Annotated in this window: 16 protein-coding genes and 1 tRNA gene; 1 reads left to right on the top strand and 16 read right to left on the bottom strand. The window is 46.1% G+C overall.

Translation table 11 applies throughout. From position 1 onward, the window contains the following. From TBC1_RS04650 to TBC1_RS04630, 5 genes are all read right to left on the bottom strand, one after another. The gene (locus TBC1_RS04650) at positions 1-528 is read right to left on the bottom strand and encodes a DUF3341 domain-containing protein (RefSeq protein WP_172668825.1); all 528 of its coding nucleotides are present in this window, start codon (positions 526-528) and stop codon (positions 1-3) included. Beyond that, positions 521-1906: an NrfD/PsrC family molybdoenzyme membrane anchor subunit gene (gene nrfD, locus TBC1_RS04645; RefSeq protein ID WP_062039177.1), complete on the bottom strand. Its 1386-nt coding sequence runs from the start codon at positions 1904-1906 to the stop codon at positions 521-523. The genes TBC1_RS04650 and nrfD overlap by 8 nt, the downstream gene beginning before the upstream one ends. A gap of 41 nt (positions 1907-1947) precedes the next feature. After that, entirely contained in the window at positions 1948-4899 is a 2952-nt protein-coding gene (locus TBC1_RS04640; RefSeq protein WP_062039174.1) for a TAT-variant-translocated molybdopterin oxidoreductase, read from the bottom strand. A 49-nt stretch (positions 4900-4948) separates the two neighbouring features. After that, positions 4949-6400, bottom strand: coding sequence for a c-type cytochrome (locus TBC1_RS04635; protein WP_062039171.1), 1452 nt, complete (start codon positions 6398-6400; stop codon positions 4949-4951). A gap of 551 nt (positions 6401-6951) precedes the next feature. Next, complete coding sequence (locus TBC1_RS04630) at positions 6952-7764, bottom strand: hypothetical protein (RefSeq protein WP_062039169.1); 813 nt, start codon at positions 7762-7764, stop codon at positions 6952-6954. Between the two features lie 149 nt (positions 7765-7913). Here TBC1_RS04630 and TBC1_RS04625 point away from each other — a divergent pair. Further along, positions 7914-8003, top strand: a tRNA-Ser gene (locus tag TBC1_RS04625). 1065 nt (positions 8004-9068) lie between these two features. Here TBC1_RS04625 and yaaA read toward each other — a convergent pair. The 11 genes from yaaA to TBC1_RS04570 form a co-directional block, all read right to left on the bottom strand. Beyond that, positions 9069-9833 (bottom strand): peroxide stress protein YaaA, encoded by a 765-nt coding sequence (gene yaaA, locus TBC1_RS04620; RefSeq protein ID WP_062039167.1) that lies wholly within the window; start codon positions 9831-9833, stop codon positions 9069-9071. 31 nt (positions 9834-9864) lie between these two features. Next, entirely contained in the window at positions 9865-10482 is a 618-nt protein-coding gene (locus TBC1_RS04615) for a hypothetical protein (RefSeq protein WP_062039165.1), read from the bottom strand. Positions 10483-10614: 132 nt separating this feature from the next. Beyond that, complete coding sequence (corA, locus tag TBC1_RS04610) at positions 10615-11679, bottom strand: magnesium/cobalt transporter CorA (RefSeq protein ID WP_062039162.1); 1065 nt, start codon at positions 11677-11679, stop codon at positions 10615-10617. Between the two features lie 2 nt (positions 11680-11681). Beyond that, positions 11682-12575 (bottom strand): mechanosensitive ion channel family protein, encoded by an 894-nt coding sequence (locus TBC1_RS04605; protein ID WP_062039159.1) that lies wholly within the window; start codon positions 12573-12575, stop codon positions 11682-11684. A 305-nt stretch (positions 12576-12880) separates the two neighbouring features. Continuing rightward, complete coding sequence (gene mscL / locus TBC1_RS04600; RefSeq protein WP_062039156.1) at positions 12881-13297, bottom strand: large-conductance mechanosensitive channel protein MscL; 417 nt, start codon at positions 13295-13297, stop codon at positions 12881-12883. 42 nt (positions 13298-13339) lie between these two features. Next, entirely contained in the window at positions 13340-14245 is a 906-nt protein-coding gene (locus TBC1_RS04595) for a DUF3078 domain-containing protein (protein WP_082189479.1), read from the bottom strand. Between the two features lie 29 nt (positions 14246-14274). Then, entirely contained in the window at positions 14275-15078 is an 804-nt protein-coding gene (locus TBC1_RS04590; RefSeq protein ID WP_062039150.1) for an energy transducer TonB, read from the bottom strand. Positions 15079-15164: 86 nt separating this feature from the next. Further along, positions 15165-15848: an ATP-binding cassette domain-containing protein gene (locus TBC1_RS04585; protein ID WP_062039148.1), complete on the bottom strand. Its 684-nt coding sequence runs from the start codon at positions 15846-15848 to the stop codon at positions 15165-15167. Next, complete coding sequence (locus TBC1_RS04580) at positions 15841-16782, bottom strand: hypothetical protein (RefSeq protein ID WP_062039145.1); 942 nt, start codon at positions 16780-16782, stop codon at positions 15841-15843. Before TBC1_RS04580 ends, TBC1_RS04585 begins: the two co-directional genes overlap by 8 nt. A gap of 8 nt (positions 16783-16790) precedes the next feature. Continuing rightward, entirely contained in the window at positions 16791-17546 is a 756-nt protein-coding gene (locus TBC1_RS04575; protein WP_062039142.1) for a tetratricopeptide repeat protein, read from the bottom strand. A 25-nt stretch (positions 17547-17571) separates the two neighbouring features. Further along, positions 17572-19416 (bottom strand): BatD family protein, encoded by a 1845-nt coding sequence (locus TBC1_RS04570; protein ID WP_082189478.1) that lies wholly within the window; start codon positions 19414-19416, stop codon positions 17572-17574. Positions 19417-19456: the final 40 nt, after the last annotated feature.

Here is a 19456-nt window from a genome sequence, read left to right as displayed (position 1 = left end):
TTATTTTTGTGGTTTTAACTCTTTTTCGTACACTTCAACTGCACCTTTCTCTTTTAGAATTCCTTCCAGTTCTCCGGTTTTGCTGCCGCTCAGGGCTTTGTCGAAAATCATCACAAACTTGTCGTCGGTCGATCTTGCATCGGGCAGGATGTATGCCTTGCCCGGGTATATCTGCGCCCTGACGGAGAAGGTGAAAAGGCTGGCAAGGGTCACAGTAAGGATGGTGATCACGATGGTGACAACGATAAACGATGGGAAGGCGTTGGTGGGCTTGCCGCCGTAATTTACCGGCCAGTCGATCACAGCCGTGTAGTACATAAACGCGAGTACACCCGCCGCACCCAGAAACCCGTAAATAAAGGCTGCCAGCGTGAACCTTGATTTCTTGCCCATGGCTTCGATGACCTCATGTACAGGGTAGGGGGTGTATATCTCGCCGATCTCGAAGCCGTTTTTTTTCACTTCGTGCACAGCCTCCATCAATGTGTCTTCATCGTCGAATACGCCGATGATATGATTGTTATTCATGGCTGATATGTTTTTTGTCATTCTTGTTTATACTGGTCACCTTTAAAATACTCTTCACTTCGCTGATGGCAATCATCGGGATGTACTTGAAGAACAGCAGTACACCGGATACGAATATTCCCAGCGTGCCGATGTAAACCCCTACTTCCACCCAGGTGGGGCTGTAGGTTGTCCAACTCGAAGGCAGGTAATCTTTCGACAGGGAAGTGATCAGGATATTAAACCTCTCATACCACATGCCAAGGTTGATGAACAACGAAATGATAAATGCCAGGGTCAGGTTCTGCCTTACCTTTTTAAACCAGAACAGTTGGGGAATAAAGGCATTGCATACCACCATAGCCCAGAACTGGAATGTGTAATCGCCGGTGATGCGGTTTTTGAAGAAGGTAAACATCTCATACTGGCTGCCTGAATACCATGCTATAAAAATTTCCGTAGCATAGGCTGTTCCCATGATCAATGAAATGAAAATCAGGATCTTGGCAATAGCATTCAGGTGGGAATCAGTCACATAATCCTGGAATTTATATATTTTTCGGATAATGATCATCAGGGTCATTACCATGGCGAAACCTGAGAAAATTGCCCCCACCACAAAGTAAGGTGGGAATACGGTGGTGTGCCAACCCGGGATCACCGAAACCGCGAAGTCGGTGGATACAATGGAGTGAACAGAAACTACCAGCACCGCGGCAATGCCACCAAGCACATAGCTGAGGGCTTCATAGCGCAGCCATTCCCTGGATGATCCGGTCCATCCGAAAGCGAAGAATCCGTAAACGGCTTTTTTGATTTTTGAGGTGGTTTTGTCCCTGATGGTTGCAAAATCAGGCACCATTCCATAATACCAGAAAGATGCTGAAATTAGCAGGTAGGCAGAAATGGCGATGAAATCCCAGAACAATGGGGAATTGAAGTTAACCCAGAGCGGTCCGCGGGTATTCGGGTAGGGGAATATAAAGAATGCCAGCCATACACGTCCCATATGCAGCGCGGGGAAAATGGCCGCTGCGCCGACGGCAACAACAGTCATAGCCTCTGCAGCACGGTTGATGGATGTTCTCCATTTCTGGCGCAGAATCAGCAGGAAGATGGAAAAAGCCGTACCGGCGTGTCCGATACCGATCCACCATACAAAGTTGATGATTTCCCATCCCCAGCCAACGGAGTTGTTTACCCCCCAGGTTCCTATCCCTTCCGACACTGTTTTATACATGGCGTATATGCCAAACAGGGTCGCCAGCATGCTAATCCCGAATACCGCTTTCCACCAGGTGGGGATCGGCTGATCGATCGGGGCAATGATGTCGCTGCTGATCTGGCGATAGTTTTTGTCGCCCAGAATCAGTGGTCCTCTCACTTCAGTTTTATACATAGAGCAGGATGTTATACATTAGCTTCATATTTTCAACGTTTTCAGGCTTCTGTTCCGGGTTTGTTCCTTACCAGGGTCAGGTATCCCACCGAAGGCAGGGTATGCAGCTCTTCCAGCAGATGATAGTTGCGCGGATCACTGAACATCTTCGATATCTGGCTTTCGGGATTGTTAAGATCGCCGAAGACAATTGCTTTGGATGGACAAGCCTGTGCACATGCCGGAAGAATTTCGTTGTCAGCGAGCGGACGGTTTTCGTTCTTAGCCAGAAGTTTCTTCTCCTGAATACGCTGTATGCAGAATGAACACTTCTCAACAACCCCGCGCTCGCGCACCGTTACATCAGGATTCAGCACCATTCTGCCGAGATCGGAATTCATATTATAATCGAACTTGTCGTTGGTTACATAACGGAACCAGTTGAAACGACGAACCTTATACGGGCAGTTGTTGATGCAGTATTTGGTTCCGACACAGCGGTTGTAGGCCATCTGGTTGAGACCTTCACTGCTGTGGTTGGTGGCAGAAACCGGGCATACATTTTCGCAGGGAGCATTGTCGCAATGCTGGCACATCACAGGCTGAAAGACGATTTCAGGATCCTGTCCGTCTCCGTTGTAATACCTGTCGATGCGGATCCAGTGCATGATGCGTGATTTCATCACCTCTTCCTTACCAACCACAGGCACGTTATTTTCAGCCTGGCAGGCGATCACACAGGCGCTGCAGCCGATACACTTGTTAAGGTCGATGGCCATGCCCCAGTGGTGCCCTTTGAATTCGGTTTCCTTATAGAGGGTAACATGTTTCTTTTCAAATTCCGCATGTAACTCATTTCCTGAGTCAGGCTTTTCCAGATAACCGGCCAGCGTTGTTTCGCGCACAATCGGCCGGCCTTCCATACTGTGGTGCATCTGGGTGGAGGCCAGTTTATACTCTCCTGCGGTTTTTTCAGGTTCAACGCCGCTGATGCGATAAGTCCGGCAGTTTTTGCTGATGGTGCTGAGCGGGAATACATTCACGCCAACGCCATCGGCAACTTTGCCAAAAGCGTTATGCCCGTAGCCGAGTGCCACGGATATCGTTTTGTCGGCCTGTCCGGGCTGGATCAGCACAGGCAGTTCGAGGTTGCCGATTTTGATCATGCTTCCTTTGATGAGGCCCATCTCCTGCGCGGTGCCGGGCGAAACGGCAGCAAAATTGTCCCAGCACACTTTTGACACGGGATCGGGCATTTCCATCAGCCATGGATTATTGGCATAGCGGCCGGTACCGATGGCGATTGTCTGATAGAGATGGATCTCGAATCCCTGTGTCTTGACAGATTCTGAGAGTTTTTGCGCGGCAGGAAGTACCCCTGAGCCGGTAAAGCCTGGTTCAGTTGCGGCTGCGTCAAGCTGAAATACCCCGTCCTGTAAGGCCTTCCGCCATGCAGATTCTCCGGATTTCAGGATATTGCTTTGCCAGAAATCCTTCAGATAAGTATAGTAATCCCTGTCGGAATTCATCCATTTCAGCAAACTTTCCTGTGCCTGCCGCGTATTATAAATGGGTCTTATGGCAGGCTGGGCGAGACTGAAATACCTCTTTTTGGGTTCCGCATCTCCCCACGACTCCAGATAATGGTGTGCTGGTGCCGAATAAAGGATATTTTCGAGGGTTTCGTCGAGTGAGGTATTGAAGGAAACACTGACTTTCAGGTTTTTAAGCCCTTCTTTAATAGCTTCAGGGTTGTAATAATCAAAGGCAGGGTTTACATCCCACAGAATCAGACCGCCCACTTTGCCGGACTTCATTTCAGCAACAAGCGTTTCCATTTCACTGTCGAACCCTTGCCGGGTAAGCAGTGGAGTGGCGTAGCTGAGGGTATTTCCTTCATTGCCAAGCAGGTTGTTGATGGCGTTTACCAGGATTTGTTCATCCGGATCATTGGTGCCGCAAATCACCACCGACTTGCCCCGGTTTTCCCAGAGCTTTGGTGCCAGTTCACCGAAGGATTCATGTGCGGTGCCGCCGGGAAGTGTTTCGGCTCCGGCAAGGGTGGCAATGCTGTTGTACAGGCCGGTGAGCAGGCCCCCCACATCTGAAGGTCTGATGCGCACGCGCTTGTCGGCCTTGCTGCCCGAAATACTCACCCCGGTTTCGTATTGGATGTGGTAGGAAAGTTTTTGCTCTCCATTGGTGAGGCTTCGCATGGCGGCATATCCGGAAGCAAACTCCTGAGGGTTCAGCCAGGTGCCGAGGAAATCGGCCATAAAGGAAACAATGACTTCTGCCTTTTCGAAGCGGTAATCAGGGATGACAGCCTGTCCGTATGTTGTCATATTTGCCATCAGCATGCCGCTGAAGGAATCCGGATCATAGATTACATGACGGGTTCCTGGATAGAAGGTTTTAAATTCTTCTATCAGTTTTATTGTAGAAGGACTGATAATACTGGAGGTGAGCAGCACGATGGCTTCCCCTGCATCACTGATTTCTTTCAGTTTTGAAATAACCTCATTGTCGAGTGTTTGCCAGTCGATGTCTTCTCCGCTTTTCGAGGGGTTTTTGAGCCTGGCGTGGCCGTCGTAGAGGCTGAGCACCGAAGCCTGCACCCTGGCAGAGCTTCCTCCTTTGGTGAGGGGTGAAAGGGCATTTCCTTCAATCTTGATGGGCCTGCCGTCCCTGACCTTCACAAGGATACTGCTGTAATCCGAGCCATCGAAGTAGGTGGAAGCGTAATGGCTGGCCATGCCGGGGGTTACATCTTCCGGTTTGTTGAGGTAGGGGATGGCTTTCTTTACCGGGTTCTCGCAGCTGCTTATGATGGCGGCGGATGCAAAGCCAAAACCGCAGAATTTGAGAAAATTCCTTCTTGAAGAAGGTTTATCGGCGATTTCATCATGGATCACATCCAGCAGGTTTTTTCCCTGTGGAATACGATCGGCTGATTTATTGTCTTCGGGCTGATTGTTCAGCTCTTCAAGGCTTTTCCAGTATTTCTTTTCCATTTAAATCTTTTTATTAAATGCCTGATAATGCAGGTTTCAGAAAATGCTTTTAATAGTGGCACTTCATGCAATCAAGTCCACCGATCTGTTCTACGGTGACAGAGTCAATTTTGCCTGATTTCAGTTCGTCATGCAACTTCATGTAGGTTGAGTAATATTCATTGTCTTTGAAATTCACCCTGGTGTTGCGGTGGCAATCAATACACCAGCCCATCGACAGGTCGGAGAACTGCCGCATAATATCCATTTCAGCCACCGGGCCATGGCAGGTTTCACAGGCAATTTTCCCGGCATTCACATGCTGGGCATGGCTGAAGAACACATGTTCCTGCATATTGTGAATCCTGATCCATTCAATGGGTTTTCCGGTTTTCTGTGCACGGAGGATTTTGTTGATTTCAAATTTGCCTGAATTCCGTCCTTCCTGAACAACATTGTGGCAGTTCATGCAAACATCGTTTGAAGGGATTCCGGCCGATTTGCTTTGGTCGGCAATATGATGGCAATACTGGCAATCGGTCTGATTGTCGCCGGCATGGATTTTATGAGAGAATTTTATGGGCTGATCGGGTGCATAATCCTTTGTACGGCTCAGATTCTGTGCTTCAACCATGGCAATATTAAAATGAACAGCGATGCCGACCATCAGAATGATGACATGAATGAACCGATACCGGACTTTACGGGTGAAAATCAGGTCGATCAGTGCCAGTGTCATCAGGACTGCAAACAAAATAAATATCAGTAAGCGGGTCGGGAAAATTTTGAATGGTTTAATTTCCTTGTGTACTAAATGAGAAAGATAGGCTGAGATGTAATATATCTCCTGCTCATTCAGTTTATAATCCGCGTGGGCTTTTTCCATCACCGATGAAGCCGGCTCGCTCATTGAGGCATAAATATTCATCCCATCCTTTTCCATAAAGGCATGTGCCAGATCCATGGCTGAAGGATTCCAGTTGAGGCTGTCGCTGTTTTTGGTGTAATGGCATGAATTACAGGCGGTAGTTCCTCCGTTTTCAAAAGGGATCAGGCCGTAAAACATCCGCTCACCCCGCAGAATTTCAGTTTCCGTAAAACCGTCCTTTTTATTGACATCAGCTGTAAATTCCTGTGCTTTCGGGGGCTCCCAGTTTTCGATGTAATCGATGATGCCGTTGATCTCGGCATCAGACAGGTTAGTAAAAGCCTGCATCGGAATTTTATTGTTTTCTTCAAATACCTTCACGGCGATCGGATCACCGGCATCGATCAGTTCCTTGGAATTTCTGATAAACTTTACCAGCCACTCCCTTTCGCGGACCTTGGTGATTCCAACCAGTTCAGGCCCGACAAGTTTACCCTCGCCCAGTTTGTGACAAACCGTGCAATGCTTTTCAAACAACTTTTTACCATCATTCTGGGCCATTGACCCGGCCGGAAGAAATATCGACAGAACAAAGAGCGGAAGAATCCCGGCAATTGCCTTTCTGAAGATGGATGTCGCGATAGAGTGCCTCATAGCGGTTTGCTGTGTGTTATGGTTCAATTCGGAATATCTTTAAAAACAAAATGGTTTGATCCCGAAGGATCAAACCATACTATAATTCGTCAGCCGGCAGATGAAAAACTCCGGCATTGTATTCTAAAAAAAAATGCAGTCCCAGTGTGTAGTCAGACGTCATGTAAAAATTCGGATTCCCGGATTGTGTGTGTCAGTTTCCGGCAGTTCTTATAATGCGAATTTAGTGCACAAAACACAATCTTTCAAAAAAAGTTTTCAATAAAGTGATGACAATCTTCTAATTATACACAGTCTAAGTAAGTAGTGAGCTATTTCTATACATGTAACTGATTGGATTTCAATATGCCTGAATAAAATAAAATGCAAACGTTTGCGTTGAAAAAAAATCATTTTCTATCTAAGGGTACGGTGGCATTTATAACCCCGGACAGAAAGCGCTGATTCATTGCCGGTAAGGATGGGAATAAAAAGAATTAATCCGGCCTGCAGCTTTAGGGGTGGTAGCGCCGGCCGGACTTATCTTGTTATGGGTTTTGAAAGTCTTTTTTCTATTTGAATAGATACCCGATCTTCAGTCCTGCAGAAAAGGCCATCGGGAAGCTCTCGTCCATCACACTGTAGCCGTAATGGTAAGGGGTGTATGACTCGTCGGTGGTAAACCCGTAGCCGATGCCTCCAAAAAAATCAACAGCAAAGGCATTGTCAACAATCCACTGTTTGCCGATTACCAGTTGTATGGTTCCCGAGAAAACGCTTTCCCTGCTTTCTTCATAATAACTGCTTGAATAATCTCTGTACATCCATGTGTCGTGATTAAAGAATCCAACAGCAATCTCTGGCTTTAAATAACTGCCTTTCAGGATATGGGCATAACGCATCCCGCGCAGATAAAAGTCCGGGTCCTTGATAAACTTGTACCCGAACCGGGTGAAAACTCCGCCCGGGTTTCTGTCGCCGGCATCCACACCGAGACCGATGATGCCCAGGGTGGCTTCAACACTCCGGCCGGGTCTCAGACTGCGCTCGTAAGCAAAAGTAGTATTGCCGGTCAGCGGAGACAGAAAATCAATTTTCAGCACATTCTTTTTATTGTCGAGGTAATTTTCAGGATTTGTCATTTCTTTCTGAAACTCCATCTCCTGGCCATTTTCGAAAATAATCTTGATGATTTTATCCTTATCAATTGAAAATAAAACGTCAGCTGAATATTCCGGTAGATTATATTTAATCTCATCCAGTCCGATCTCCCTGATTTTACATTTAATGAGATCATTGTTTTTTTTCATGATGATATCCTGGGCGGAAAGACTGCCAATAAATACCAGCAGAGTCAGTGTTGCAAGAAGGATTTTTTTATACATAGTTTAGATGCTTGGTGATAAGATCAGGGTTTATTTCTGCCGTAAATTTCAATAACTGTGCCACACTTATTTTTAAAGAGGTAAAAGTGAGGAATTATTTGGTTCTGTACTAATAATAATTTGCTAATTTTGCAATCCCAAACGATTCCGGAGAGATGCCAGAGCGGTCGAATGGGGCGGTCTCGAAAACCGTTGTACCCTTACGGGTACCAAGGGTTCGAATCCCTTTCTCTCCGCCAGCCAATCAGGATGCCCCGCGCAAGCGGGGCATTTTAGTTTAACAGGCAGTAAGTCAGACTCGTCTGAGCTTCCTGCCTGTTAAACTAAAACATCAGCCGGGGGCTGATGTCCTGATTGTCTGAAGCCCCTCCCCCCGTGGGATCACCGCAGGTAATCCCTTGTAAACAGGTGATCCTTTTCTTGTTTCTACTGCCTGTTAAACTAAAACATCAGCCGTGGGCTGATGTCCTGATTGTCTGAAGCTTCCTCCCCGGGGGATCACCGCAGGTAATCCCTTGTAAACAGGTGATCCTTTTCTTGTTTCAACTGTCTGTTAAACTAAAACATCAGCCGGGGGCTGATGTCCTGTTTGTCTGAAGCCCTCCCCCGTGGGATCACCGCAGGTAATCCCCCGCAAACAGGTGATCCTTTTCTTGTTTCTCCTGCCTGTTAAACTAAACCATCAGCCGTGGGCTGATGTCCTGATTGTCTGAAGCCCCTCCCCCCGTGGGATCACCGCAGGTAATCCCTTGTAAACAGGTGATCCTTTTCTTGTTTCAACTGTCTGTTAAACTAAAACATCAGCCGGGGGCTGATGTCCTGTTTGTCTGAAGCCCTCCCCCGTGGGATCACCGCAGGTAATCCCCCGCAAACAGGTGATCCTTTTCTTGTTTATCCTGCCTGTTAAACTAAACCATCAGCCGGGGGCTGATGTCCTGATTGTCTGAAGCCCTCCCCCGGGGGATAACCGCAGGTAATCCCCCGCAAACAGGTGATCCTTTTCTTGTTTATCCTGCCTGTTAAACTAAAACATCAGCTGGGGGCTGATGTCCTGATTGTCTGAAGCCCCCCCGGGGGATAACCGCAGGTCATCCCCTGTAAACTGGTGATTTTTTCTTGTTTCTTCTGCCTGTTAAACTAAAACATCAGCCGGGGGCTGATGTCCTTATCTTATATACGTTTTGACTCGCCTGGGTTGGTTGAACTTAAAATTCTGATGAATTACAGTTGTGTTTCGGGAGAGGGAATTCCCGAAGGATTTTATGCGCTTATCTGCTTAAACCGACCATTGCAGCTATTAAATGCTATCTGACAAATACCCACTGATCTCCTTTTGAAAGCCCTTCCATATATCCATAGCCCTCATAATCAAAATGCTTGAAATCATCAGGGTCGCTGATTCTGCGGTCGATCGCAAACCGGGTCATCAGGCCGCGGGCGCGCTTGGCATTGAAACTGACAAACTTATATTTACCGTCGCGGAATTCCCTGAATGCAGGCGTTATTATCCTTGCTTTAAGCGCCTTGAAATCTATTGCTTTTGCATATTCGTCAGAGGCCAGGTTTATCAGTATATCAGAACCTGAATCTCTCAAAGCCTTTCGGGTGCTTTTTGTGATTGATTCGCCCCAGAACTGATAAAGGTTTTTGTAGTCTTTCCCTTGCAATGCAGTGCCCATCTCAAGCCGGTAGGGCAGTATCAGGTCAGTCGGCTTCAGGATGCCGTAAAGACCGGAGAGTATCCGCAGATGGTTGTCAGCAAAGTCTATTTGTCCGTCTGTCAGTTCCCATGCTTTGAGCCCTTCATAAACATCGCCCTTGAAGGCTGCCAGGGCCGGCCGGCTTTTCCCTTCGGGAAAGGGAAACGTCCACTCGCTGTAGCGCAACGCGTTAAGTTCGGCTAATTTCGGACTGATATCCATTAATTCAGCCAATTGCCGGGGCGTTTTTTTCTTCAGCAACGAAACCAGCTTTTTCGACCGTGAGATCATTTCGGGTTCAGCACCACTTCTGATGCTTGTTTTATTTTCAAAATCAAGGGTTTTGCTGGGAGAAATAATGATCAGCATCTGACGTACTTTAATGTTAATGATGGACTATTCAGAAACCAAATAAGCTATTCCTGAAGGGAGTTGCAGGATTAGCAAATGGTGTGTAAAAGCTGGAATTTCCCTGTTGCATCCTGATTTCAGCCCCTATATGCAGGTTGTCGTTAATCCGGTATCCCACGCCCATACTGACTCCCTGTGCTTCCATCCGAAGATTGTCGGGGCTCAGCCGGCTGTTGAAAGCAGGATTGATGGTTTTGTAAGCGGCACCCGTCACCGTAACCCGGTCGTTTAACTGGTAAGAGCCACTTCCGAACAGCGTCATAGTAGTCAGATTGCCACTGAAATCCGATAATTCCCCTGCCTGATCAAACATCCATACATTGTGAAAAGTCGTATTACTGATCATGGCACCTGCCGACAAGGTCAGCTTTTTCCCCAACGGCTGGCTGAAAACCGGGGCCAGATAGGTGTTAAGCATGCTTCCGTTGTTGAACATGCCGAATTCCGCCCCTGTTTGTAAACTGAATGCAGGCATGGTTTGTGCTGTCCACAGCGGTAATCCGGCCCCCGGGGAAAACGGGCTGAAAGCCCTGCTGTTAAAAGTCTGTGACAGCAGCGATGAAGCCGGAATAAATAACAGTGCAACCAGAAAACGAATATGTATCATATCAGGAATAATTGACGGATAAAATTACGAATTATCAGCGATTTCTGCAAAAATCGTTCCGGATGGATGTTAAAAATTGCAAAACAGAATTAGTTCAATTGGTCTGTTTTTCCGGGAATTTTTCATGGGTATTCAAAACCATTTTCTGGATTTCATATAGAAAAACATGCCCAAAGCCAGGGCAAGCATCAGCAGCATCACTGCCGGATAAGCCCATGGATAAGTGAGTTCGGGCATGTAATCAAAATTCATCCCGTAGATGCCTGCGATGAATGTCAGGGGAATAAAAATCGCACCGATCATCGTAAGGGTTTTCATTACGCTGTTCATGCGGTTCGACAGGCTGGCAGAATATAATTCCATCAATCCGGTGATGGTATCGCGAAATCCCTCTATGTTCTGAACGATGTTTTGCAGATGATCGTAAAGGTCATTGATATATTTAATCGTCTTCCGGTCAATGAGTTTTGAATCGTCGTGCTGAAGTTTACGGATTTCGTCGCGCAAAGGATAAACATATTTCCTGAGCAGAATCAATTGCTTCTTCAGGCGCATCATCTCCAGGGGCGTTATGCGGTCAGTATCCCGCAGCAACTCCATTTCAGCCTGCTCTATCCGGTCTTCGATTTTTTCAAGAACAAGAAAATAGTTGTCAATAATTTTATCTATCAGAATATAGGCCAGAAAGTCGATACTCTTTTCACGGGCTTTGCTGAGGCCGTTGAGCAGCCGCTCTCTCACCGGATTAAATACATCCCCTTCGCGTTCCTGGAACGACAACAGGTGCTTTTCTCCTATGATGAAACTGATCTGTTCTGCATCTATACCTGCAGATTTTTGATCCCAGGTGAGCATCTTCATGCAGATGAACAGCATATCGCCGGTATTTTCAATTTTCGGGACCGACTCCGTATTGAGTATATCTTCAAGCAGCAGCGGATGAATATTGTGATGGGCCCCCAACTTGCTGATAATGCTTGTATTGTTCAGGCCGGTAATGTTGATCCAGTAATTTCTGGCCGGTGAAATTCCGTTGATAATTTGTTCAACATCATCGCTTTGCATTCTTTCTATTGATTCTGAATCAAAACTGAAGAGATCCAGTTTTGATTCGCTTTCAACCGAACCGGTATAGACAAGGGAGCCGGGCGGGAGACCAGCTTTCTTGCGGTAGTTTCTTATTTTTTCTGCAGCCATGTTCAGGGAATTGAATGAGGGGGCTGATTCTTAAAAACCAAAGTTCTGTGCGGGTAAGGGATTTCGATTCCCTGAGCGTTGAACCTTTTTTTAAGCGATTCAAAAATATCACATTTCATTTCAAACCCTTCACCAGAATTGGCTGACCAGGCATAGGCACGCAGGTTAACGGCCGAATCGCCAAAACCAAGCACCCTTACAACAACTTTGGGGATACCTTTTTCTTTGTCTTCCTGATTGCGGTTGTCGATACAGTAGGGATGCTTTTCAGCTTCATCGCGCAGTATTTCAATGGCTTTTTCGAGATCGGCGTCGTAACTGATGCCCAATTCAATAAATGTGCACACCTTTTCATCCTCAATGGTAGAGTTGATAATGGTTTGCCCGCTGATGACCGTATTCGGGATGATTATCCGGCGATTCTCGAAGTTGTTGATAATGGTATGCCTCAGGGTGATATCCTCTACGGTTCCCTGGTGAAGATCTCCTATTTTAATATTGTCGCCGACCCTGAAAGGTTTGAAAATCACAATAAAGATGCCGCTTACAATATTTGAAAATGCTTCCTGGGATGCAAATCCTATAATTGCGGCAAATATTCCTGCTCCGGCAAATAATGTAATGCCAATGGTGCGCAACCCGGGAATTGTATAAAAAATCAGCGTTACCGCCAGCATAAAAATGACGAAACTTACCGCGTTTCTGAGGAACTTGTACCTTGTCGGATCCACCTTCAGCACCCTGCTCGAGCGCTCAAAGTAGACCTTCATCAGTTTCTGCAAAATACGCGAAAGAATTACAGCAACCAAACCGATGATCAACGCGACAACGATATACTGTATTAATTTATGATTTGACGCTGAAAAGGTGGTAAAATCAAAAGACAGAAACTGCATACCCGGTGTTTTGTACAAAATTAAGAAAATCTTACATATCAGAGTGTATAAGGATTATGTCGTCATTAATTGCCGGATTTATAAAGTCAGTGCGTGTTGCAGCGCAAAAAAAATAAGCCTGCTTTTCAGCAGGCTGGTCAATCATCGGAAGCAGTTTATCCCGGATTAAGCATTTGGCAATGTTTAAACGATTAAGTGTTTGTAATCAGCACAATCAGTATTGCACTGAACAAACACTTAACCTTGATTACCCTCTTAGAATCAACAGTTCAGCCCTTCAAGGCTTCCTAATGATTAATACGGGTTTATTTATTTTTGAGCAGATCACGGATTTCTGAGAGCAGTTCCTGATCCTTGGTGGGAGCCGGCGGTGCAGCGGGTGCTTCTTCTTCCTTTTTCTTCATGGAATTCATTGCTTTGATGGCCATAAATATTGCAAATGCAATGATCAGGAAATCAACAACATTCTGAATAAACAACCCGTAGTTAATTGTAACGGCAGGGGTAATCACCTCGGTTCCTTCCAAAACGGCAGCTTTCATTTCATAAGTCATGTCCTTGAAATCAATGCCGCCCAGCAGTAACCCAAGAGGTGGCATCAGCACATCGGCTACAAACGATGAGATAATTTTGCCGAATGCACCACCGATAATGATACCTACAGCCATGTCAACAACATTACCACGCATGGCAAATGATTTGAATTCGTCTAAAAGTTTCATCTTGTGTGTGTTAAGGGTTAATAGATGGTTTTATTGGGTTTGTTATGGTTTTACGTTGGCATGTGTTCCCGATACGGTATAGGTAAGTCCGACGCCAAAAGTCTGTTTGAACTGGGTGCGGGGTGCCAGATTACCGTCTTTGTCCGCAATCAGGATATCATGGTCATAAATGGTTTGCAATCCGATAAAGGTAGAAAGAAATTTATTTACCTTCAGCATAAGCATTGCCTCCCAGTTAATGTCGATGTTCTGGGGTTTGTTGAGGTAATTAGAGAAAAGCTCTAGCTTGCTTTTGAGGTTTACATTGGCAACCAGGTCTTTATCAAATACCGCTTTGAAGGCGGCGCCGAATTCAGGTCTGACATGTTTGCCCGGGTCAACCCCATAAGCGCCGGCATCTGACAAGGTCTGGTCGGTAACGAAGGTAAGCCTTCCGGTAAGCGGCAAAAAGGATACCGAAAGGTAAGGAAAAGGTTTCCAGTCCATACCAAGACCGAGCATCAGGTAACCGGGGGCCATGAAGTTGGAGATCATCACGGAGTCGTTCGGATAATTGTAGCCTTCGGTAAACTGAGATTTGAAGCTGAGGTTAGCGCTCAGAAACAGGTTCTTATGAATTACGTTATGCCCGTATTTCGAAACGAAATCAATCTTGTCATCGCTTTTCCTGATTTTTGCATCTCCCAGTTTAACAAGACCGTATGCGAGGTCGAGAGAGTTGTCCCAGGTAGACTTGCCCTGCTTCAGGTTGGCAAAAAGATTCAGGAATGAATTTCCGCCCAGGCTGTTTTCTCCACCGGCAGCCCAGTTGGTAAGTGATACCTGGTTAAAGGCAAAGGAAGCTTTCATTCCCCGGGTCCAGATGCCGGTAGTGTCAGCCTTCTGGGAGAAGGAGTTCGGTGACATAAAAAAAATCAATGGCAGCAATAAGAACAATGTTTTTCGCATAGTCTTGGTTTTTAGTTAGTTAATGGTTTTTATCCTCCGTAACTTGATCTGATATTAGGTACTGTATTCCCGTCGCTACCCGGTTCCAGGCTGAAGTTGATTGAAATACTCATTCTTGTCCTGACCGCCAAGTGGTTTACCGTTCCCGGCATCCATTTGATCAACCTGACAATTCTGATGGCTTCCTCATTGCAGCCGGCTCCCAGCGAATTAAGGATCTGAATGTTTGATGGCCTTCCGTGAGGTTCAACAATAAAACCAACCTTAACAACTCCGCTCAGGTTTTGTTTGATGGCTGCATCGGGGTATCTGAGGTTAGCGGCGATAAAAGCGGCCAGGTTAATCTTGTCGTTGGTAAAAATGGGGTGGGGGGCTGTTTCAAGGTTGCGGTAGTTATAAACTATTCCGGAAGTGTCGGTTGGCTCAAACGGGTAGAAATGCCCGGAATACCCCCGGCTTTTGCACAATCTCTTGTATTTCTTAATGTTGAACTCCATTTCAAACATACCTGAGTCTGCGACGGGGATGCCCAGATTCGTCGCGGGATGCCATTCAATCATCCTGAATATTCTCATTGCTTCACGATCACAGGCGGGGCTGAGTTTCTGATGAAACCTGATAAGTTTAATTTGTCCTTTTTCCGAGGCTTTGAACGCGATCATTACTTTGCCTTCAGTGCCTGAGGCCAGACATGTTTCAGGATAAACCAGTTCCTGATCAATAAAGTGCCGGAGCTGCCCTTTGCCACCTACCGGTTGAATATGTATATATTCCTGAGGTACAGCGATAAAGCATGGGAACAGACAAAGTATCAGGAACCAGGTCCACTTCATCAGGATAAGGGATTTTTTGTAAATATAAGGATATTTTCGCAGTTGTCAATAGCGGGAATCCGCCTGAATCGGGTGAATGCACCTGATTAGTTCATTTTCTGCAGAATGTCGCCGGGTATTTTGCTTTCAGAATCAATAAGCTCCGGCAGTTTTCCGAATTCATCCTTATGGAGGGTGAAATCAATTTTTCCATCCCGTATAAAGCTTATGGTATGGCAAACAGAAGTCAGTGATTCCGGGATATGTGAGCTCAGTAAAATGGTTTTACCTTTGTCAGCAAGTGCAGGAATGATCTGTTGAACCATTCTTACTGCTTCAAAATCAAGTCCGTTGAAGGGTTCATCCAGAATCAGCAGTAAGCGGCCCGAAGCGATCAGTCCCAGCAGGGCAAGTCTTTTCTGCATCCCGGTCGAGTAATTGTCAACCACCTCTGTCAGAGGAAGGTGAAAGAGACCGTTCCATAAGGCTATGTCAAAGCCGGGATTTTTCAGCCTGAAGATTTCAAGATATTCTTTACCGCTGATCATAGGATAGAAAAATGGAGAAGTCTCCATCATTGCACATTTATCAGGGTGCAGGGGTTGATCGTTGAAAATTACGGAGCCGGCTTGCGGCACAAGCATCCCGGATAAAACATTGAAAAGAGTGGTTTTACCGGATCCGTTCATGCCTACAAGTCCATGCACCTTCCCGGGTTCCAGTAACCAGTTCAGATGGTTTATAACAACCGCTTTTTCATAACTGAAGCAGAGGTCTTCCAGTTTAAGCATACAATACTGTTTTTAACTGTAAACCGGCCCTTCGCAGATAAATAGCCAGCATAATCATTGGAAGGGGGAGAAGCACAGGGATGGCAAATGCAATATTTAAAATGAAAATGATGGACATCTGATATTGGGTGTGCTGCCCCTGCCGGTAACCTGAATATTTAATCGTAACTGCAAATGCCTGAACCAGCAGGCTGTTCAGTGTGACCATCAGCAAAGCGATATTGCCTTCGGGATGAATAATCATGCCGACAATGATAGAAGGGGCTGAAATGGCCATAAAAAGCATCAGCTGAAGAAGGATTTTTCTGATCAGAAATTGCCGGCTGCTTAATCCAAGAGCCCTGACCATTGCCACGCTTTCATGATTCATCTGGAAGCCCGCGGCCAGCAGTGAGAATAATATGATACTCCCCGGGAAAAGGAAATCCTGACGATAGAAGATCAACAGAATCAGCCATGACAGCAAAATAATGAACCATGAATTTTTCAGCCCGGCGCGCCATTCCCAGGCATCAACAGGAATAAAGGGAAAGGAAAGATATAGTTTTCTTTTTCTGAACTTCACAGGTTTGTTGTAGAGCGAAATAAGACACAATCCACCGGCAAGCATAAGAAATGCATTAAAATCCCGGAGAAAGAGATACAGCAATAAAAACGGTCCGGCCATCAGGCTGTATATTATGATGAAAAAGGCCGGTCTGTTTAAAGAAAGGCTCATCAGTAAATTATGGTCTTTCCGGGTGAGATGTGCCTGTGCAATCAGCGATAGAATCAGTGCAGCCTGCAGCGGAAGCATCCCAGGTCTCAATGTTGAAACAAATCCGAAAACGATCAGCACCAGAAGGAAGATGGTCCTGAAAAGTCCGAGCGCAGTGATAATACGCCATGTTCTGCGCAGGTGGATAACTGCAATGAAGCTTGCGGCCTGCAGCATGTTTCAGATTATATGGGTTTGATTTGGCCGGCCTTTATCCAGCCCTTGCTGCCGTTGGCAATCCTGATCTCCTGCCATTCGCCGATTTTATCAATTACCGTTACCTTAAGCCCTTCGTGAATGACAAAGAGGTCGATGCTGCTTTCGTCGGGAGAGCTTTTTACCGGCAAGGTAGGCGTGAAGATGATGGCAGTTTTCTGATCTTTGGCATCCCTGTATGTTTGCCAGGCAATTATTCCGGAAATCAGGTTTATCAGAAGAAGCAACAGACCGAATGAAAAAATCAGCTTGCGGGCCCCCATCCGGCTCGAAAGAAGAAAGACAGCAACAGTAATAAATATGAGGGTAAAGCTAAACAGAGCCAGTTTTGCCCATCCGTCAGGTGAGAGCAGTAGTTTTAAACCTTTCCACCATCGGATATAGAACAATTCGGGCAATACATCTATTTTATCAACAATTTTATTGTTCGCCACCCTGAGATTATACTGGTAATCTTCGTTCCCCGGATCCGATTTCAGCGCTCTCTCATAATTCAGTATGGCTGACGGGATATCGTCAATTTTGAAATAGGCATTTCCAAGGTTGTAATAGAGATCGGGGGCGGCAACGCCATTTTCAAGGATTCTTTCGTATATGGATATGGCATTCTCATAAAACCCGGCCATATACGCTTTGTTGGCTTTCTCATAATCCGCCTGCGGATTGGCTGAAAGCGAGAGGTAAAAACCCGCAAATACAATAACGATAGCTGTCTTGAGTTTCATGTCGTTAAACTTGTGTTGACTGCCTTTATTTTAAATGCTGTTCGGTGTTTGTGATTACCTCAATGGCTTCCCTGTAAAGTTTGTCCATTACCTGCGACTTATCTCCGGGTGCGAATCTTGCGAACTCGCAGTTGTTAAGCGCAGAAATAAACTGGGTAATCAGGTCTTCATTTACGTTTTTGTTTTTCAGGGCCTGATTCACCGAATCCATCGATAACGTTGATCCGGGGATATTGAATTTATCACTGATGTAACCCCATAAAGCATTTGAGACCTCGGCCCAGAAAGCATCCTGATTTTTTTGCTTCAGGAAATGTTCCGCTGCTTTCAGCCGCTTCCTGGCTACCCGCGTAGCCTTCCGGTTGCGCATAAGTGCCAGGTTGTTTCTTTTCCTGAGTTCATTCCGCCAGATCAGCATAAATGCCGCAAGCAGCACCGGAGGAATAGCCAGCCACAAAGGGAATAACGGATGACTTAAAAAATAACTGTTCACCGGTCTCAGTTTCAGAGGACTTGTTTTGATAAATCTTATATCGGTGCCGATATATTTAAAGTCCTCCTTATTGGAGCTGCCGGCAACCACGTTTGCTTCATTGCCTGTTCCTTTTTCAACTTTTATCCTGAAGTCGGGAGAATTCAGCGTTTTGTACGTTCCTGATTCGATATCGAAAAAGGCAAAACGGGAAGACTTTATCGTGAAATCACCCGGATTACGCGGAATAACCAGGTACTCAAACGTACGGGACCCGGAAACACCGGCCTGAGAAGCAGCAATATTATCGGTAATCCTTGGATCATAAACTTCAAAATCGCTTGGGAAAACCAGATTGGGTTTTTCTACCAGTTTGATATTGCCTTTGCCGGTTATGGTAAATTTAAGAGTTAATGCCTCATTGGCCTTGAGCTGTTCCCGGTCGATGGAACTACTGATGCTGAAATTTCCGACAGCTCCGGTGAATTCGCTGGGCCTGTTTGCCGATGGCAATGGTCGTACATTGATATTCAGCTGGTTGGATCTAAGTGTTTTCCTTACATTCTGGTATGTGCTTCCAAGAAAACTGTCATTGAAGAAGCTGTCGAAGAAGGGGTCATTGAATCCTCTGCGGCTTGCTTTCCGCTGAATCTGTGCTACCACGTCCATTTCAAGAGGTTCAATGGTGAGATTGCCGCTTTTCTGAGCAAACAGCGCCTCTTTTTTAATCTCCGCCACTACGTATTCGCTGCCGTCAACCGTTTCGCGGTATTGATTCAGTTTTGTGTTGTCTTTGATCAGGTCCTGCGACCAGAATCCGGCAGTGGACGGTGCCCGTGTTATACTGTATTCAGCAACCGGAACACGGGTGTAAATTTTGTAGGTAATAATTACCTGTTCCCCCTGATAAGGGTTTGATTTATTCACTGAAGCCCTTACAAAAAGGTCTTTTGCGGTGATTTCTCCACCCTGGGGCTGGGTCTGCTGCTGTGCTCCGGGCGATGCAGGTGCGCTGCCCTTTACCACCTTGATGGTAACCGGATTGGATTGATAGGCTTTGCCATCCACATTGACGGATGCAGGCGGAATGGTAAAGGTTCCTTCGTTGGTGGCCTGTAAGATGTAGGTAAATGAATACTCAACCGAACGCGAAACCTGGTTGTTGATAATCTGCATGCTGGTGCTGGTCGATTGGCTTGGGCCGGCAAGTACCGAAAAGTCTTTGATAACCGGGGCGCGGAAACCGGAAGCCTGCCCGTTAATGGAATAAATCAGCCGGAACTGGTCACCGACGGAAACAACTTCTCTGGCAGAGGCCCTGAAATCCAGATCCTGCCCGCTGGCAAACGAAATCCAGGTAAACATAACCAGTAATGCAGAAAATCGTATCTTTTTCATCGGCCAAATAACTATGTTCTGATATTGAATTTCACCTTAA

The organism is Lentimicrobium saccharophilum (assembly GCF_001192835.1).
In the GTDB taxonomy this organism is placed as follows: domain Bacteria; phylum Bacteroidota; class Bacteroidia; order Bacteroidales; family Lentimicrobiaceae; genus Lentimicrobium; species Lentimicrobium saccharophilum.
This window is presented reverse-complemented; position numbering and strand designations above follow the sequence as displayed.

Excerpts from the sequence above, each read along its gene's own strand:
- TBC1_RS04650 (WP_172668825.1), bottom strand. The coding sequence starts at position 528 with ATGAATAACAATCATATCATCGGCGTATTCGACGATGAAGACACATTG.
- nrfD (WP_062039177.1), bottom strand. The coding sequence starts at position 1,906 with ATGTATAAAACTGAAGTGAGAGGACCACTGATTCTGGGCGACAAAAAC.
- TBC1_RS04640 (WP_062039174.1), bottom strand. The coding sequence starts at position 4,899 with ATGGAAAAGAAATACTGGAAAAGCCTTGAAGAGCTGAACAATCAGCCC.
- TBC1_RS04635 (WP_062039171.1), bottom strand. The coding sequence starts at position 6,400 with ATGAGGCACTCTATCGCGACATCCATCTTCAGAAAGGCAATTGCCGGG.
- TBC1_RS04630 (WP_062039169.1), bottom strand. The coding sequence starts at position 7,764 with ATGTATAAAAAAATCCTTCTTGCAACACTGACTCTGCTGGTATTTATT.
- yaaA (WP_062039167.1), bottom strand. The coding sequence starts at position 9,833 with ATGCTGATCATTATTTCTCCCAGCAAAACCCTTGATTTTGAAAATAAA.
- TBC1_RS04615 (WP_062039165.1), bottom strand. The coding sequence starts at position 10,482 with ATGATACATATTCGTTTTCTGGTTGCACTGTTATTTATTCCGGCTTCA.
- corA (WP_062039162.1), bottom strand. The coding sequence starts at position 11,679 with ATGGCTGCAGAAAAAATAAGAAACTACCGCAAGAAAGCTGGTCTCCCG.
- TBC1_RS04605 (WP_062039159.1), bottom strand. The coding sequence starts at position 12,575 with ATGCAGTTTCTGTCTTTTGATTTTACCACCTTTTCAGCGTCAAATCAT.
- mscL (WP_062039156.1), bottom strand. The coding sequence starts at position 13,297 with ATGAAACTTTTAGACGAATTCAAATCATTTGCCATGCGTGGTAATGTT.
- TBC1_RS04595 (WP_082189479.1), bottom strand. The coding sequence starts at position 14,245 with ATGCGAAAAACATTGTTCTTATTGCTGCCATTGATTTTTTTTATGTCA.
- TBC1_RS04590 (WP_062039150.1), bottom strand. The coding sequence starts at position 15,078 with ATGAAGTGGACCTGGTTCCTGATACTTTGTCTGTTCCCATGCTTTATC.
- TBC1_RS04585 (WP_062039148.1), bottom strand. The coding sequence starts at position 15,848 with ATGCTTAAACTGGAAGACCTCTGCTTCAGTTATGAAAAAGCGGTTGTT.
- TBC1_RS04580 (WP_062039145.1), bottom strand. The coding sequence starts at position 16,782 with ATGCTGCAGGCCGCAAGCTTCATTGCAGTTATCCACCTGCGCAGAACA.
- TBC1_RS04575 (WP_062039142.1), bottom strand. The coding sequence starts at position 17,546 with ATGAAACTCAAGACAGCTATCGTTATTGTATTTGCGGGTTTTTACCTC.
- TBC1_RS04570 (WP_082189478.1), bottom strand. The coding sequence starts at position 19,416 with ATGAAAAAGATACGATTTTCTGCATTACTGGTTATGTTTACCTGGATT.